The 13,248-nt window shown below is 44.5% G+C and carries 11 protein-coding genes; 2 read left to right on the top strand and 9 right to left on the bottom strand.

From position 1 onward, the window contains the following. Positions 1 to 174: 174 nt before the first annotated feature. The 7 genes from QT990_RS08300 to QT990_RS08270 form a co-directional block, all read right to left on the bottom strand. The gene (locus tag QT990_RS08300; protein ID WP_333138770.1) at positions 175 to 762 is read right to left on the bottom strand and encodes an REP-associated tyrosine transposase; all 588 of its coding nucleotides are present in this window, start codon (positions 760 to 762) and stop codon (positions 175 to 177) included. A gap of 132 nt (positions 763 to 894) precedes the next feature. Then, complete coding sequence (locus tag QT990_RS08295) at positions 895 to 1,359, bottom strand: EVE domain-containing protein (RefSeq protein ID WP_333138772.1); 465 nt, start codon at positions 1,357 to 1,359, stop codon at positions 895 to 897. Beyond that, the gene (locus QT990_RS08290) at positions 1,356 to 1,847 is read right to left on the bottom strand and encodes an SRPBCC family protein (RefSeq protein ID WP_333138774.1); all 492 of its coding nucleotides are present in this window, start codon (positions 1,845 to 1,847) and stop codon (positions 1,356 to 1,358) included. The genes QT990_RS08295 and QT990_RS08290 overlap by 4 nt, the downstream gene beginning before the upstream one ends. A 59-nt stretch (positions 1,848 to 1,906) precedes the next feature. Further along, complete coding sequence (locus QT990_RS08285) at positions 1,907 to 4,267, bottom strand: FHA domain-containing protein (RefSeq protein WP_333465119.1); 2,361 nt, start codon at positions 4,265 to 4,267, stop codon at positions 1,907 to 1,909. A 77-nt stretch (positions 4,268 to 4,344) separates the two neighbouring features. Continuing rightward, complete coding sequence (locus QT990_RS08280; RefSeq protein WP_333465118.1) at positions 4,345 to 6,102, bottom strand: ABC-ATPase domain-containing protein; 1,758 nt, start codon at positions 6,100 to 6,102, stop codon at positions 4,345 to 4,347. Positions 6,103 to 6,224: 122 nt separating this feature from the next. Beyond that, on the bottom strand, positions 6,225 to 7,265 hold the full coding sequence (locus QT990_RS08275) for a M20/M25/M40 family metallo-hydrolase (protein WP_333465117.1): 1,041 nt from the start codon (positions 7,263 to 7,265) through the stop codon (positions 6,225 to 6,227). A 352-nt stretch (positions 7,266 to 7,617) separates the two neighbouring features. Further along, complete coding sequence (locus QT990_RS08270; protein ID WP_333465116.1) at positions 7,618 to 8,196, bottom strand: hypothetical protein; 579 nt, start codon at positions 8,194 to 8,196, stop codon at positions 7,618 to 7,620. A gap of 347 nt (positions 8,197 to 8,543) precedes the next feature. On the opposite strand from QT990_RS08270, the gene QT990_RS08265 reads away from it, so the two are divergent. Then, positions 8,544 to 11,891: an EAL domain-containing protein gene (locus QT990_RS08265; protein WP_333465115.1), complete on the top strand. Its 3,348-nt coding sequence runs from the start codon at positions 8,544 to 8,546 to the stop codon at positions 11,889 to 11,891. Between the two features lie 193 nt (positions 11,892 to 12,084). On the opposite strand, the gene QT990_RS08260 is transcribed toward QT990_RS08265, so the two are convergent. After that, entirely contained in the window at positions 12,085 to 12,402 is a 318-nt protein-coding gene (locus QT990_RS08260; RefSeq protein WP_333138786.1) for a helix-turn-helix transcriptional regulator, read from the bottom strand. Beyond that, entirely contained in the window at positions 12,395 to 12,715 is a 321-nt protein-coding gene (locus QT990_RS08255; RefSeq protein WP_333138788.1) for a helix-turn-helix transcriptional regulator, read from the bottom strand. Before QT990_RS08255 ends, QT990_RS08260 begins: the two co-directional genes overlap by 8 nt. A 258-nt stretch (positions 12,716 to 12,973) precedes the next feature. Between QT990_RS08255 and QT990_RS08250 the strand changes: the two genes are divergently transcribed. Further along, the gene (locus tag QT990_RS08250; protein WP_333138790.1) at positions 12,974 to 13,234 is read left to right on the top strand and encodes a hypothetical protein; all 261 of its coding nucleotides are present in this window, start codon (positions 12,974 to 12,976) and stop codon (positions 13,232 to 13,234) included. Positions 13,235 to 13,248: the final 14 nt, after the last annotated feature.

Below are 13,248 nucleotides of genomic sequence, written 5' to 3'. Positions count from 1 at the left end.
AATCCTTGTGGCACAGGCATCTTGCCTGTGAAATCCTTGTGGCACAGGCATCTTGCCTGTGAAATCCTTGTGGCACAGGCATCTTGCCTGTGAAATCCTTGTGGCACAGGCATCTTGCCTGTGACTGAAGCTTGGGCGGGCAAGATGCCCACCCCACAAGAAATTCAGCAGAGGCTAAACTTCATACATTTGCCAGAAAAAAGGATATTCCTCTGGAGTCAGTGAAAGACCAGCTTTGACAGGATTTTGCCTAATATATTCCCAAAAAACCTGAAATTCTCGTTCATCTCTGACAATGTGGTCATGTCTCTCATCCTGCCAGACAGTACCAATATGCTTCATCACCTTGGGAATTTGTTTAGAACTGTAGCTTTTCATACTGTGCAGAATGCTGCTGAGCGACCAGAATTTATTATCCGACTTTGCTAAAGGCTGCATTAGCATATGCACATGATCAGGCATTACAACTAAGCAAAAGATTTTATACCTTTGCCTATCAAAAAACTGGCAAGCATTGAGGACAACTTTCCTCGCATCCGGAGTTAATTCCAGCTTTTCCCAAGTATTAAAAGTGATGAAATAGACCGCTCCTTCTAACTCCCAATGAGGTAAATTTCTGTAAGTAACTTTTAATTGAGCATCTCTGAGTTTAAGCGGCAGACTAGAAGCCTGTCCCACAAAAAACTGATATAGGCCTGTGGAGTGGGCATCCTTCCCGCCCAAATCCTGATTGCTTGCCTGACTAAAATTTTCGCGAATCATATCACTAAGTACAACCGCAACTTAGTATAAAATAGCCTAAAAAAAGCCAAATTTCAAGACCCTTACCGAGGTTTTTTGTAAAGTCTTTAAGTATTGTGGGGTGGGCCGAAGAGCCCGCCCCAAATATGCAAGTTAAATGGTCACAACTCCTCTCATATTCAAAATCTTCTCAGCAGCACTTTCAGATACCGGCATCACCGATAACCGATTGCCTTTCCTCACCACCAAAATCTCATCAGCGCTAAACTTTTGTTTCAGTTCATCCAAAGATATTAACTTAGCAAACTCCTCAACAAACTCAACTCTCACAGTTTGCCAGCGAGGAGCATCAAACGGCGATTTAGGATCGTAATATTCGCTATTCATATCGAACTGACTCGGATCAGCAATCCCAGCTTCCACGACGCGCACTAACCCCACGATTCCCGGTATTTTAGTATTAGAATGGTAAAAAAATACTAAATCTCCCCGACTCATTTCTCGCATAAAATTGCGAGCTTGATAGTTGCGAACGCCATCCCAAATGGAAGTGCGATCGTGCTTCAAATTCGCAATACTATAAACATCTGGTTCCGACTTCATCAGCCAATAATTCATACAATCAATTCGCTTGGGTTAGCCAAATATTCTTGAATATTATCTAAACACTGCTGCATAGCTTTTTGCATAAAAACCTGAACTAGCAACAACCCAAGCGGATAGAATACCGGAGAAGTCAGCATAAAATAAAACTCCCAATCAATCCGAGTTCCCTTTGCTGTAGCAGTGAAATTCCAATCTCCGCCACCAGACTCAATGAGTAGAGAAATCGGAAACTTAAACCCTCTAACCAGTCGGTAGCTTTGTCTTTCTGGCTTTTTGAAAGTAATGATTTCTTCCTCAATCACCGAAGTGTCGGAATTTTCTATCCGCCGCACGCCGCCTTCACGCATCTCTCCACCATCTGCCATCTCAGCTTTAATAATTGCTGGAATTGGGCCATATCCGCGAAAGACTTTGGGCAGATTTGACAGGGACGTAACAAAATCAAAAACTACTTGAGGCGATGCAGCAATTTCTACTACTGCGTTGGTTTTAACTAACATTTATCTCTCCCATGATCTAATTTGATAATGAACTGTGAGTTAAAAAGGCGTAATTTTAATTATAAAATATCCTTCCGCTTCTGCAACCACAGAGTCAACATCAAATAAACCAAAATATGCACGCACAAAATACCCCAGTTTAAACCCAAATTTTCCCAGGTTGGATCGTAAACAGGAGTAGGCTCAAACGGCTGAGGAAGCGTACTCCCGTCCGGTAATGTAGTAGGTGCGGGAACCATCGCATTCACATTAACTAAAGAGCCGTAAGCACCCACAGACCAGCGGCTTAACATCAGCCAAGAAAACTTGCTTGCCGCACCTTCCATCTTAAACAAAACTCCAGAAAAAATAATTTGAGGCAGCAATAAGAGAGGCAAAGCGCTATTAGCTTGAGAGCTATTTTTAACAATCGCTGAAACCACTAAGCCGAGGCTTATGCAGCTCATCAAAGTTAGGAATGTGGTAATAGTTGCCCCCATCGCCCAGGAAATTAAACTCGGTTCGGGGGATTTAAAAACAATCAGAATAACTCCTACCATTAAGAGTGTTTGCAATACTGCCAAACCAGAAAGTATAAAATATTTTGAACCTAAATAAGCCAACAATCCTAAATTGACCAAACGTTCGCGCAAATAAATAGCAGATTCTTTAACAATTTCTTGCAGAGAAGTTGCCAGTCCTACCCAAATCGCCGCGCAGGTAAATACAAATAAAACTCTGAGCGCTAAAGGTGCTAAAGTTGCCTCCGGTGCGCCAATTAAGGGGTCTTTATCTCTGACGGCTAGCCGCAGCAAACTAATGCCGATCGGCGCTGTTAAAAGAGCTAAACTTAAGTTAATTAAGTCGCGGCAAACGAGTTGAAAATAGCGCTGGGCAAGCAAAACGAGTTGTTTTACAAAAGATTGAGATTTTGGTACAGAAGGTGCTGAAGGTATTTTTGCATTAGCCTTGCCTGTGCTGAAGTGGTTGACAATATAGCGCTGATAGTATGGAGATTTATTAAACTTTTCTGCCCAGCTTTGAACGTTGGTTTCTCCGGTTTCTAATTCGTTGTAAATGTCTGCAAAATCGCCCGTTTTGACATCGAAAAAATCGAGCGCTTCCCTAGGCTGGCCGAAGTAACAAAGGCGTCCGCCGCGACCCATAAAAACAATACGATCGCACATTGTGATATTTGCCGTCGCGTGAGTCACCAGAATCACCGTCCGGCCTTGATTTGTTAACTTTCGCAGCAGTTGCATCATCTTCTTATCCAAACCCGGATCGAGTCCTGAAGTCGGTTCGTCTAAAAAGAAAAGTTTCGGGTCTGCTAACAGTTCAACTCCAATACTGACCCGCTTCCGCTGTCCGCCGCTAAGCTGTTTTACCAAAGCCTTGCGACGGTGAGTCATTTCAATATCTTCTAAAGTTTTTGCGACTACCTGCTTGACATCTGTATCGGGAGGTAAGCGCAATTTAGCTGCATAACTCAAGACTTCTTCTACTGTCAAATCTGCGTGCACAATATCATCTTGAGGCACGTAACCGATTTGATTGCGGTAAATATTGAAGTTTTGGCGCAGGTTGTCACCGTTGAGAAACACAGCGCCGTTAGTAGTTTTTTCGATGCCTAAAAGCGTCCGCATCAAAGTAGATTTGCCAGCACCGCTACCGCCGACTAAAGCCACAAACTGCCCCGGTTCGATCGCCAAAGTGATGTTATCCAAACGCTTCGGAATCACCAGACTGTCAGCATCCAAACGAATTTGATGGCCGGAGTCTTGCATCTGCAACTCACCGCTGCGGTAAGTTAGAGTAAACGGGCCGATCCGAATTGCATCTCCCTCGGACAACTGTACAGAATTTGTCACTCGCTGACCGTTAACAAAAACCCCGTTAACGCTGTGGTCTCGCAAAATATAATTGCCGCGACTGTCTTGGTCAATTGTCGCGTGGCGTCTAGAAACAAGCGGCGCATCTAATTGCAGCGAAGCGTTTGGATCGCGACCCAACAAAACCGACCGATTCTTAAGAGGAATTGACTGCTTGCTAGGGACAGCAACCTGATTCGCCATCGGATTAAAATAAGTCAGCAAAACTTGATTTTGAGGATCGAGACCGATTTTAATTTCTGTGCCGTTTTTCAGACAATAACCGTCATTGGGAGTGATGCGAGTGCGATCGACAAATAAGCCATTAGTGCTAGGCCGCTGCCCGTCACCGTCGTAAATCCAGTAATTATCCCCCATTTGGCGCAAAACAGCGTGAACGCCCGAAACTGCCCGCCAGGGTTCGGGAATGACTAAATCAGCACGAGTGCGATCGCGCCCCAATACGTGCTGCTGCTGTTTTAACTCTAACTGTAAAACCTCGCCTTGATTGCTTAATACTATATATGGTCGATCGCTTAAAGCAGTCAGTTGTCCTATATTGCCTGTCATACTTCAATCGCGGTTTTTGCACTCACTTTCGCCAGCATATCAAAAGTAGGACAACAATACACTTATATTAAGCAAGTCTACTTAGCAACAACGGACAAACTACGAAGCCGATTAATTGCCGCCGCCAATTCAAACCGTCGAAACATGGCAAAATCCCCTTCAGGAAAAGGCGATAAAATATCCATCCCCTGCGCTTCAATATCTGCCATCACCAAATCTATGATTTCCGACAAAGTGCGTTTCCCGTCCATGTATTGCTGCTTAGCATAAACCATTGCCGCAGCGATCGCCCTTAACTGTCCGCTGTCCACAATTTGCTCAACAGCACCCAAATCAATCTCCTCAGTTCCGAAAGCCAATTCATCAACATCCCGCACCTTCACCCGCACATCTCGCCGTCCCCGACTCGGATCTAAACTAGCAGGAATCGGCACTCTTTGAGTCATCTTACCAAAATTTTCTCCCCCTTCAGCAGCGCGGCTAGTAGAGTAATTTTTAGCAATTTTTTTAGCTTTTTCCGTCACATTATCTGCTTGAAAATTTTCCATTGCAATCACAGTATCCGCCACATCAAAATAATCGCCGCTGCCCCCCATGACTAAAATAGTCGATACGCCATAATCTGCATACAACTGTTTAACTTTATCAATAAACGGCGTAATCGGTTCCTTATCCTTAGCGATGAGTTCCTGCATTCTGCGATCGCGAATCATAAAATTCGTCGCCGCCGTATCCTCATCAACTAATAAAACAGGCACTAAATCCCCTTCTGAAGAAGCGACTAATTCCAAAGCCTCAATAATATTAGCAGCTTGCGACGTGCTACCGCTCGCATTTTCAGTATAAAATTGTGCAGTATCTCTACCTTGCGGCAAGTGGTTAATAAAAGGCGAAATATCAACTCCCGCCACACTTCTGCCATCTTCCGCTCTAATTTTCACCGCCGCCGGATTAGTCACCACAAATTCCCGACCATCTCCCGGAATTCGGTTGTAAACTCCCAACTCGATCGCCCTGAGTAAAGTTGATTTACCGTGATAGCCGCCCCCAACAATCAAAGTAATGCCAGCGGGAATACCCATACCGGAAATCAAACCGCGATTCGGACAATTAAACTCAACTTTTAACGACGGCGGCGACTGAAAAGCCACAGCATTATTTAACAAAAGACTGTTGTCAACACCGCTGCGGCGGGGCAAAATAGAACCGTCAGCAACAAACGCCACTAATCCTTTTTCAGCTAACTGCTGCCGCAGCCAGTCAGCATCTTCTACAGTGTCAACGTGACGGCGACATTCAGCAGCATTTAAATTAGCATACTTTAGAGAATTGCTGACAATTTGCGGAATATCTTCGCACAGCATTTCAGCAGCTTGTCGCCCTAAAATACTGCGTCCGCCCGCTGGAAGTCCGACGGCAAATCGCAGTTCAACTCCTCCTAAATCTCCGATATCTGATCGAGCTGAGGAAATGATAAATGCGGAAGTTCGCTCTAAAACTTCTTGTCCGAAGCCAGTCACTGCAATCATACCGCTTTTCCCAGTGCCGCGTTTGCTGCTGATGCTGTGTGCTGCTCGGTCAAACTGGCGAGTTAGGTAATCTCGCAAGGCTATTTCTCGACTGCGAGAATTGAAAACTTCGCGGGGAATTCGAGCAATGTTTGGCGGAACTATGACTCTAAATTTACTGGGAGAAGCAAACGGATCTCCCTGCACGTAATCAATAATTAATGTGAATTCAGAAAAGTCGTAGTTACCTTGAATTTCTTTGTAGGCTTTGTAGCCTCGATTGTGGAGTTGCAGTAAATGCCGTTGCAGGCTTTCTTTGTTAGTCATTAGTCATTAGTTATTAGTTGGCAGTTGGCAGTTGGCAGTATCAACAACTGTCATCATGCCCAATGCCCGATGCCCGATGTCCCATCCCCAATTCCCAATTCCCCATGCTCAATTCCCAATTACTAATTACCTAATTCCAATAATTTAGCCACGGCATTGACAACAATTTGAGCAGAACCGGCGAAAAAAGGTCGATCGATAGTTGCTAATGTATCGCTAGATTGGTGATAGTGGGGCGATCGCAAATTTGCAGTATCCGTCACCAACACAGCACCAATTCCTTTATACCAGAAAGGCGCGTGGTCGCTCCGCAAAACATCGGGAGTCAGCAACCCTTTCAGGGGAACCGGCAGCGCCACCACCGGCGGCAAATCGGCTTTTCCAGACTCCGCAAAACTTTTCAATAGCAGCGGATGTTCCGCATCCCCAATCACAGCGATAAACTCGCCTTTGTCGGGAGAATTTACCCCCGATGCTTCTAGAAAAGGTTGCGCTGTCAATCCTTCGGGATATTGCTGGCATCCGGGCGTGCGGCAGGCATAACCTAGCATATCCAGGACGATCGCTCCTTGCAAATTTTTTAACCGCGCGTCGCTACCGGTGAATGCTAAACTGCCTAAAAGTCCAATTTCTTCCCTGTCGAAAAATGCTACTTGCAATGTCCGAGGTGTGGGGCGAGAACCCAGCAATCTTGCTACTTCTAAAACTACTGCAACTCCCGTCGCATTGTCGTCAGCGCCTGGGGAGTTTGGTACAGTATCGTAGTGTGCTGCCACTAAAATTGCACCGGCGTTTGAGTCAGTACCTTTTCTCTCAGCGAAGACGTTAATTCCGCGATCGAACTGCTGCAACTCTGCGGAAAATCCTAATGTTTGCAGTTGTTGGGAAATATAGTCTCTAGTAAAAGAGCGAGCTCGTTCTCCATCGCGTTCTCCTGCTAAAGTCTCGACGTGTTTCCACAACCGAGACTGGTCAATTTGGGGCAGATAAACTGCATTTTTTTCAGCAGGAAGCGGTAAGGGAGACGGGTTTTGGGAAGTGTGGATATTGCGATCGATTCCAACTTCTGGTACAGCCGACAACCGCTGCCACGAGTGAGAACCCCAACCCGCCGCCGTCACCGCAACCACAATAAATAGCGCTATCCAAATCAATTGTTTCATTAGTAAGTCTATTGGAAATTTTAGACAGGGCTTACGCACTCCTCACTCCCATCTACCGGGTTTTTTAGCGGAAGCGATGGCTGCCACAAAGTCTTTTCGTAAAACCCGGTTCATGCGTCCATAACTGTTATATTTTAGATTTTAGATTAACACCAGAGTTAAAAATAAACCTGTTTCAAAAAATGAAACTCAAAAATCTTAAAATTAGCTGCGCCAGAGGCAGTTTTGTACTTTTTATCTGAAAAAGCAGGTAAAAGCCTTGGGATGTTGCCGTCGAATCTGTCTTGCTTATTGGAGCATTCGACGGCGACATTCTAATCACTAATTTACATTCAAAATTAACAAAATAAAACTACTTTTTGTCCCACTCAATCTCCTTATTTTCCAATATCAACCCGCGGCTGCTGGGAACAGCGTAAGGAATAGTTGTGGCTGAAAATTTTACTATTTCAGTTGGTTGTTGAAACCACTCGGAATAACTGGGATTGAGTTGGTCGTACAGTGCTTTTAAAGCTTGGATTTCGGCCTCTAGCTGCGCTGCTGCTTGATTGATTCTGCGAGCTTGTGTTTGCAAGCGCTTTTCCCCGGTTTGAACTTTGTTTTCTAGTTCTTGCCAGTGCTGTCCTGCCGCCAATTTATCTATTTCAGCTTGTTTGTAGGACAGTAAAGCCTGTTTTTGTTGCAGTTGCTTTTCAGTAATTTTAGTCTCTCGGTCAATTTCCTGGATTTGCTGCAACCACTGCTCCCCAAAAGCAGCAGTTTGCTGGTGGAACTCAGCAATGGCTTCAGGAGTATTATTTTTGGGAAAACTGACTGCCACTCGGCACTCAGAGCGCTGTACGCCAAGTTTTTCCCGCGACTCTTGCAGGGCGGCAACTTCTGCTTCTAGCGCGCGGACTTCTTTTTGGAGTTCTGGGATGGTCTGACTCATGGGTTCAATTAGTGGACCTCTGCATCGATTTTAAGCTAATTGTTTATTTTTCTAACAAATCCCGATCGCCTCCTTGCGGGAATTATCTAATTTTAGCGCGCTCCCACCCGGTGTCTAGGCAGAATGGCGGATAATTTGTGGCACCGTGGCTGATGACACATTTTAAATTAAATTAAGATTAAAATTATAATTAGTTATAAAGCTCAATTATTAGCTTGGTAAAATTTAATTTACAAATCCACATAAATTAAGGGTGGCTGGGTTTTCCTATGGCCGAGAAAGTTCTGCTAAAGTTTTTTAGATTTATGGTTCCTCAAAAAAATATTTGGGAGTAGGAAATAGAGCAAATGAAAATAATTTTTCAATTAATGTTGGGATATTTCGCGGTTGCTATTTTTGGTGTGGAATGTGGCATTAATCCAAAAATATTACCGACAAGCCTAGGAGATGGGAACGGCAATCGCCCTGTAGAAGGGATTTTGATTGGCTATCAGAAACATAGCTATTTGCGATCGGCATCTCGCCCCCTTACTTCTGCAAGCGCCACATTATTTTTGGATAAATTATCCCAAATTGCACCAGTAAAAATACCTACTTACAATTATATACAATCTCAGGAAACTCCTAGAAAAGAACCTACTATTAGGTTAACAATAATCGGTTATTCTCTGGTTTGTATTTGTTTAGTAATCTCATTATCGATCAGGGGGAAGACAGTAAATAGCTTATCCAAGACGATGGGGTTAATCAAGCCGAAGTCTGAAACAGAGAATGACAAGCTACCAAAAAGAGAAAAAGTGTTGTATCCAAAAAAAGAACAGGATATCTGGCATACTATTGCCCAAATGACCCAAGATTTGCAGCAAACTGCCGAATATGCTCTCGATATTTGCGAGGAAATGAACGTCTCGATAATTGCGACCACTCCGGGCGGTCATATCCTGTCGTTAAACCAAGCTACCAGTCAACTTTTGGGATACTCTAAAAAAGAGTTGTTAGGCAAACCAATAGCCGGACTTTTTAAGAAAAGTGAATCACCTGCACAGGAGTTAGAGTTAGCAAGTTTAACAGCCGAAGGTTCTGTCCACAACGTGGAAAAAGTCTACCTTTCCAAACATGGAAAAAAAATAATTGTACTGCTTTCTATTTCAATTATTCGCGACGCTCAAGGCAAAGTCAGCGGCAAGTTATATATAGCACAAGATATTACCGAGAGCAAGCGGGCTGACAGAAATTTGCGGCGCAGTGAAAAAAAGTTTCGGCAACTGGTAGAAACTGTTAATGCTGCAGCATTTATCTATCACCGCAGACAGTTGCGCTATGTCAATGCTCAGACAGAAGCTCTGACAGGATATACTCGTGAAGAATTGCTAGCGTTGGATTTATACGATTTAATTCATCCAGATTTTCGAGAAATAGTTAAAAAATGGGGTAAATCCAGCCATGCGCGCTCAACGGCAGGCTCAAAATATGAATTAATAATACTCACGAAAACTGGAAAAATGCGCTGGATTGAAGCAACGGTAGATATTATAAAATTTGAAAAAAAAGCCTCAATATTAATCACAGCGTTTGACATCAGCGATCGCAAATTAGCAGAGTTAGAACTAGAAACATCTCTTTCGTTGCTTCAAGCAACCATTGAATCTACTGCTGACGGTATTCTGGCGGTTGACAGTGGAGGAAAAGTTGTCAGCTTTAACCGTAAATTTGCCGAAATGTGGCAGTTGCCGGATTTGCTGGTTGATTCGAGAGATAACAACCAAATTTTGGGGTTTGGAATCAACCAGTTAAAATACCCGGAAATATTTCTCAATCGTGCTAAAGAATTGTCCGATCGCCCTGCCGCAGAAAGTTACGATCTCATCGAGTTGACAGATGGCAGAATCTTCGAGCGCTACTCGTTGCCCCAGCGCACGGGAGGCAAAATTACTGGTCGAGTATTCAGCTTTCGGGATGTAACGGAACGGGTGCAATCCGAAGAAAAACTACGCAAAAGCGAAGAACGCTTTCACCTGCTGACGCGGGCGACAAATGATGCCGTATGGGATTTTGATTTGTTAAAAAATGAGTATTGGTTGAGCGCAGAGTTTGAAAAAGTTTTTGGATACAAACTCAACGAAACTCAGACGATAGAATTAGAATCTTGGTGGCTAAATATTCATCCCGAAGAACGGGAAAGAGTGATGTCAAGCTTCTACGAAACAATGAGCTCAGACGCTCAATGTTGGTCGGAGGAATACAGCTTTCACCGCGCAGACGGGGGATATGTTTTTGTGCTCGATCGCGGCTATATCATCCGCAATGAAACTGGCAAAGCAGTAAGGGCGATCGGCACGATCATGGATATCACTCAGCGCAAGCAAGCTGAAGAAATTATTCGGTATCAAGCTGTTTATGACCAACTCACCGGTTTACCGAACCGGATACTTTTTAACGAGAGGCTGCTGGCGTCCTTAAAACAAGCTAAAAAAACCCAAAAGATGCTAGCTGTGATGTTTTTAGACTTGGACAGGTTCAAAAAGATTAATGATACACTAGGTCACGCTGCGGGCGATCGCCTGTTAGAAGGTTTTGCCGGACGCATCAGCGACACTTTGCGATCGACTGACACGGTTGCCCGCTGGGGAGGCGACGAATTTACCATACTGCTTCCCGACATCAATTGCTTAGAAGATGCAGTTAAAACAGCTCAAAGAATACTCAACAATTTAAAGCCACCATTTAAACTAGAAGGACAACCGTTTCATGTTAGCAGCAGCATCGGCATTGCCCTTTATCCCGATGATGGTGAAGATGCCGAAACTTTAGTCAAAAATGCCGATGCTGCCTTGTACTACGCTAAAGAAATGGGAAGAAATAACTATCAGTTATATACTTCCACAATTAATCCCCACGGCAGCCATTTACTAACTATAGAGCACAGACTGCACGAGGCTTTAGAACAGGGAGAATTTGAGGTTTTCTACCAGCCAAAAGTCAATATTACTACTTGGGAAATTCAGGGTATGGAAGCCCTGCTACGCTGGCAACATCCACAATTAGGTTTAGTTACTCCCGCGACATTTATTCCGATCGCCGAAGAGAACGGACTCATTGTACCTATTGGGGAATGGGTGCTGCAAACAGCCTGCACTCAAAATAAAGCTTGGCAGGATACTTTGCAGCCTGATTTGCGGGTAGCAGTCAACGTTTCGGCTCGGCAGTTCCAGCAATTTAATTTATTAGAAATGGTAGCGAAATGCTTGGAAAAAAGCGGTTTAGCACCCAAGTATTTAGAGTTAGAAATTACCGAGACTACAGCCATGCAAGATGTGGATTATACCACAAAAGTTCTCAGGGAGTTGCAGAATATGGGCGTGCAAATTGCGCTGGACGATTTCGGCACGGGTTATTGTTCTCTAAATTATCTCAAAAAGTTTCCCTTGAATATCTTAAAAATAGACAGGTCGTTTGTCAGCGGATTGACGACTGATCCGTGCGAACTGGCGATCGCCAAGGCTGTAGCGACCTTGGGGCGAGATTTGAACTTGAGCGTGGTAGCCGAAGGAGTAGAAACTAAAGAGCAGTTGGAGTGTTTGCGATCGCTCCACTGTCAAGAAATTCAGGGTCACTATTTCAGCCCTGCACTATCAGCCAATGATGCTAGGAAGCTATTGGTAAATTCTCAGTTGCAAAAAGTAAAAATTGCTTAATTAGTCATTAGTCATTAGTCATTAGTTATTAGTCATTAGTCATTAGTTATTAGTCATCAGTCAATTGTAGGGTGGGTGAGGCGCGGTTCAAGATTTATCTATTGGTGACAATAGTTAATCGGCGCGCCTCACCCACCAACAGGGATCAGGTGCTTCGTGCGCCCCCGAAAGTTATAGTTCTTGACCGCGAATCTTAGTCTCCCGACTTATTTTCCTGCGCTGCACCCCCAACATCATCACTGCTAGAGCGCTTCGGCGGGCCTAAGTTGTCGGGCAATTCGTTAAGATTCTTGCCCAAAGCGTGACACAGCGCTTTAACTTGAGGAATTGTCAGCTCAGGCACATCAAGCCCTCGCTCCCAATTGCTAATAGCCTGTCGAGTTAAAGTTTTTGCTCCTGTTTTATCGGGGATTTGCTTTGCTAAAGCAGCTTGGGGTAAACCAGCAGCTTCCCGCAAAATGTGCAGTGCTGGTATGTCTTTCGGGTCTTGAGCTTGTTTCTTTCTAGGCATCCGACTGGTTTTCCGGCGCGAGGCCATCCTCAACATCATCACTGCTAAAACGCTTCGGCGGGCCCAAGTCGTCGGGCAACTGATCGATTGAAATGCCTAGCGCTCTGCACAGTGCCTTTATCTGAGGAACTGTTAGCTCTGGCTCATCTTTGCCCGTTTCCCAGTTACTGATAGCTTTTTGGCTTAAAGTCTTTTTTCTGGTTTTGTCGGGGATTTGCCTTGCTAGCGCAGATTGAGTTAGCCCAGCAGCCTCCCTCAGTATTTGCAGTGCTGGCATCTTTTCTGGATCTTGAGTTTGCTTCTTTCTAGACATACGATCGCACAAGTTAGAAGCATACTTCTTGACAGCCGAGCCATTAAGAAGTATGCTTCTAAATAGGCACAACAAAAGGCGGCAGGGCGGGCCTGACATTGGGTGTTTAGCTTGCTAAAACCGCCTTAACAATAGTGTCTCCCATTAGTGCAAGTGTTTTGACATGAAACACCTGCACACCCCTTAACCTGCTGGGGTTTGGACTTGCAGAACCAAGCCCCTTTCTCTCACAAGCCTTAAATCAGGAGTGAAAATCCAATGAAATCAGCGGCACAAAATCAGGTACTGCATCAGCTCAAGCTCATGGAAACCAACTTGCGCGAAATTCAGTGCAAGCTAGTTAAAACCTCCGTTTTAAACTTGTGGCAAATAGTTTTGCCCGATGGAAAGAGAATTTTGCTGGAACACGCGGGCGGCGGACACTGGATTTTTCGGTCTAACGGTATTGAGAAATCTCATCCAGAAGTGCGAAAAGCTGTTTTGCGGGCGATCGGCATTTGCTCGGCCCACCGCAGTTAAGGTAACAGCCGATC

This window comes from Microcoleus sp. T3_B1 (genome assembly GCF_036700445.1).
Classification (GTDB): domain Bacteria; phylum Cyanobacteriota; class Cyanobacteriia; order Cyanobacteriales; family Microcoleaceae; genus Microcoleus.
The sequence above is the reverse complement of the archived record's forward strand: the minus strand, read 5'-3'. Positions and strand labels throughout refer to the sequence as shown.

Excerpts from the sequence above, each read along its gene's own strand:
- QT990_RS08300 (WP_333138770.1), bottom strand. The coding sequence starts at position 762 with ATGATTCGCGAAAATTTTAGTCAGGCAAGCAATCAGGATTTGGGCGGG.
- QT990_RS08295 (WP_333138772.1), bottom strand. The coding sequence starts at position 1,359 with ATGAATTATTGGCTGATGAAGTCGGAACCAGATGTTTATAGTATTGCG.
- QT990_RS08290 (WP_333138774.1), bottom strand. The coding sequence starts at position 1,847 with ATGTTAGTTAAAACCAACGCAGTAGTAGAAATTGCTGCATCGCCTCAA.
- QT990_RS08285 (WP_333465119.1), bottom strand. The coding sequence starts at position 4,267 with ATGACAGGCAATATAGGACAACTGACTGCTTTAAGCGATCGACCATAT.
- QT990_RS08280 (WP_333465118.1), bottom strand. The coding sequence starts at position 6,102 with ATGACTAACAAAGAAAGCCTGCAACGGCATTTACTGCAACTCCACAAT.
- QT990_RS08275 (WP_333465117.1), bottom strand. The coding sequence starts at position 7,265 with ATGAAACAATTGATTTGGATAGCGCTATTTATTGTGGTTGCGGTGACG.
- QT990_RS08270 (WP_333465116.1), bottom strand. The coding sequence starts at position 8,196 with ATGAGTCAGACCATCCCAGAACTCCAAAAAGAAGTCCGCGCGCTAGAA.
- QT990_RS08265 (WP_333465115.1), top strand. The coding sequence starts at position 8,544 with ATGAAAATAATTTTTCAATTAATGTTGGGATATTTCGCGGTTGCTATT.
- QT990_RS08260 (WP_333138786.1), bottom strand. The coding sequence starts at position 12,402 with ATGCCTAGAAAGAAACAAGCTCAAGACCCGAAAGACATACCAGCACTG.
- QT990_RS08255 (WP_333138788.1), bottom strand. The coding sequence starts at position 12,715 with ATGTCTAGAAAGAAGCAAACTCAAGATCCAGAAAAGATGCCAGCACTG.
- QT990_RS08250 (WP_333138790.1), top strand. The coding sequence starts at position 12,974 with ATGAAATCAGCGGCACAAAATCAGGTACTGCATCAGCTCAAGCTCATG.